This window comes from Glycomyces sp. NPDC021274 (assembly GCF_040641195.1).
Lineage (GTDB): Bacteria > Actinomycetota > Actinomycetes > Mycobacteriales > Micromonosporaceae > Glycomyces.
The window spans coordinates 1-2,566 of record NZ_JBFADC010000039.1 but is presented as its reverse complement, the minus strand read 5'-3'; the positions used below and the strand labels follow the sequence as shown (position 1 = coordinate 2,566).

At 72.7% G+C, this 2,566-nt stretch carries 3 protein-coding genes; all 3 read right to left on the bottom strand.

The features are described from left to right. Window positions 1–839: tRNA lysidine(34) synthetase TilS (gene tilS, locus AB0I03_RS26345; protein WP_360417296.1), on the bottom strand; the 839-nt coding region annotated here is incomplete at its 3' end. Window positions 840–1,032: 193 nt separating this feature from the next. Then, on the bottom strand, window positions 1,033–2,178 hold the full coding sequence (locus tag AB0I03_RS26340; RefSeq protein WP_073444440.1) for a zinc-dependent metalloprotease: 1,146 nt from the start codon (window positions 2,176–2,178) through the stop codon (window positions 1,033–1,035). Between the two features lie 114 nt (window positions 2,179–2,292). Further along, window positions 2,293–2,566 (bottom strand): D-alanyl-D-alanine carboxypeptidase (locus AB0I03_RS26335; RefSeq protein ID WP_360417294.1); only part of this gene is annotated, 274 nt, incomplete at its 5' end.

The following is a 2,566-nucleotide window of genomic DNA, read 5'->3' as shown; positions in this document are numbered from 1 at the left end:
AGCACCCGACGGCGCACCGCGGCCGGCAGCGCGAAGAGTCCGGCCACGTCGAGGGTGCCGGCCTCGTCGAGCACCGTCGCCTCGGCGTCTGCGGCCCAGCCGTCCAGTGCGTCGGCGTCGTCGCGGGAGAGCTGGGCGGTCCGCGCCAGCGCCTCGACGACACCCTTGCCCAGGCACTTCTCCAGGGCCGGCAGCCCCTCGTGCCGCAGCCGTGAGCGGGTGTAGGCGGGGTCGGTGTTGTGGGGATCGTCCCAGACGGGCAGCGCCTGAATGAGGCATGCCGTACGGGCGGTCTGTCGGTCCACGTCCAGGAAGGGGCGGCGGTAGCGGCCGTTCGTCCCGGTGGCCGCGGCCATCCCGGAGAGCGAGCGGATCCCGGAGCCTCGGGCCAGCCCGAGGAGCACGGTCTCCGCCTGGTCGTCGCGGGTGTGGCCGAGGAGGATCGCACTGGCGCCGTGGCGGTCGGCGGTGGCATCCAGGGCGGCGTACCGAGCATCACGGGCGGCCGCTTCGGGACCGCCGACCCGGCCCACCTCGACGCTGACGAGGTCGACGGGGTCGAGCTTGAGGGCCCGCAGTCGCAGGGCGACCTCGGCGGCGCGGAGGTCGGAGCCCTCCTGCAGGCCGTGGTCGATGGTCACGCCCCCGGCGCGAACACCCAGTTTGGGGGCTTCGAAGGCGAGGGCGGAGGCGAGCGCCATGGAGTCGGCGCCGCCGGAGCAGGCGACGAGCACGAGCGGTGCCTCGCCCCGGTCCTGCGCGCAGTGGTGGGTGAGCACGTCGTGGAGTACGCGGCGGACCGCCAGGCGTATCGCGGCGACCGCTGGATGGGGACCCATGTCCGTTTCCAATCGTTCAGCTGGGGGCGAGCCTCAAGCATGGACGGCACTTCGTAACAGAGAGTGCCTAGATGGTGACAGAGGCGAGCAGTTCCCCGAGCATTGCACGCCTATCCATCGGTCACGGTCCCTCAGACGGGTGATTGAAGGGGCGCTCTACTGCCGCATGGCGTGCCCGGCTCACATCCTGCGCTTACGGTGCTCCGTCGGCCTTCCGGTGCACCCGCGCGACCCAGTCCGCCGGTTTGGCGATCTCCTGTTTGGTGGGGAGGGTGTTGGGCGACGTCCAGACGCGGTTGAAGCCGTCCATGCCGACCTCCTCGACCACGGACCGCACGAACCGCTCGCCGTCACGGTACTGCCGCAGTTTCGCGTCCAGCCCCAGCAGCTTCCGCAGCGCCTGGTCCAGCCGGCCGGCGCCGCTGGCCCGCCGCTTCTGGAACTTCTCCCGGATCTCCGCCACCGAGGGCACCACCTCGGGCCCCACCCCGTCCATGACGTAGTCGGCGTGCCCCTCCAGCAGCGACATCACCGCGGTCAGCCGCCCGAGGATCTCCCGCTGCACGGGCGTCTGCACCACGTCCACCAGCGACCGGCTCTCCTCGCCCTCCTCGCCCTCCGGCTTGGCGCCGGCCAGCGACTGGGCGGCCTCCCGCAGCCGTTCCAGCAGCGTCCCCGGGTCGATGTCGGTCTCGCTGAGGAAGGACTGGATCTCGCCCTCGATGTGGTCCCGCAGCCAGGGCACGGCGCTGAACTGGGTCCGGTGGGTCTCCTCGTGCAGGCACACCCACAGCCGGAAGTCGTGCGGCGCCACGTCGAGCTCCCGCTCCACATGGACGATGTTCGGCGCCACCAGCAGCAGCCGGCCGCCCTGCGTCCCGGCCGGCAGGTCCCGTGAGGCCGGGGCGAACGTCTCGTACTGGCCCAGCACCCGCGACGCCAGGAACGACAGCAGCATGCCCAGCTCCACACCGGTCACCTTGCCGCCGACCGCGCCGAGAACCGCACCGCCGGGCGTCGAGGACCGCCGGTCCTCCATCTTGGCGAGCAGCGGTTTGAGCACCGCCCGGAAGCCGGCGACGTTGGCCCGGATCCAGCCGGGCCGGTCCACCACCAGGACCGGCGTGTCGTGCGACACCGCCCCGCCCTCCACGCCGGGTTGCGCCATTCGGGTGAACCCCCGGACGTGCTCCTCGGACGACTTGGCATGCCGGCGCAGCTCGGCGACGATCGCCCGCGCCTCGTCCCGGCTCACCTCCGGACCGGGCCGTACGAATCGGGTCGCGGTCGCGACCGCGAGATTCCAGTCGACCATCTCGACACCACCGATGCTCGTCATGGCTTCACGGTACGGGGACGCCGCGCCGGCTGGTAGCCGACGGGGGTGGTTGGCCCCAGGTGGCCGCTGCGCGGGTGGAGAGGACGGTGGGTGGGCGCCCGGAGGGTGGGTCGTTCAGCGGCAGCCGCAGTTGGCCACCGTGGAGGCCATCCGGTCCAGGGCCTTCTGGGCGGCCTGGGGGTCGGTGGTGCCGGTGGTCATGAAGGCGAAGGCCAGGAGGCGGCCGTCGGCGTCGACGACGGTGCCGGCGAGGCTGTTGACGCCGGTCAGGGTGCCGGTCTTGGCGCGCACGGTGCCCGCGCCGGCGGTGTCGCCCACGTAGCGCCCCCGGAGGGTGCCGGTGAAGGCGGCCACCGGGAGGCCGGTGAGGACCGGGCGGAGTTCGGGC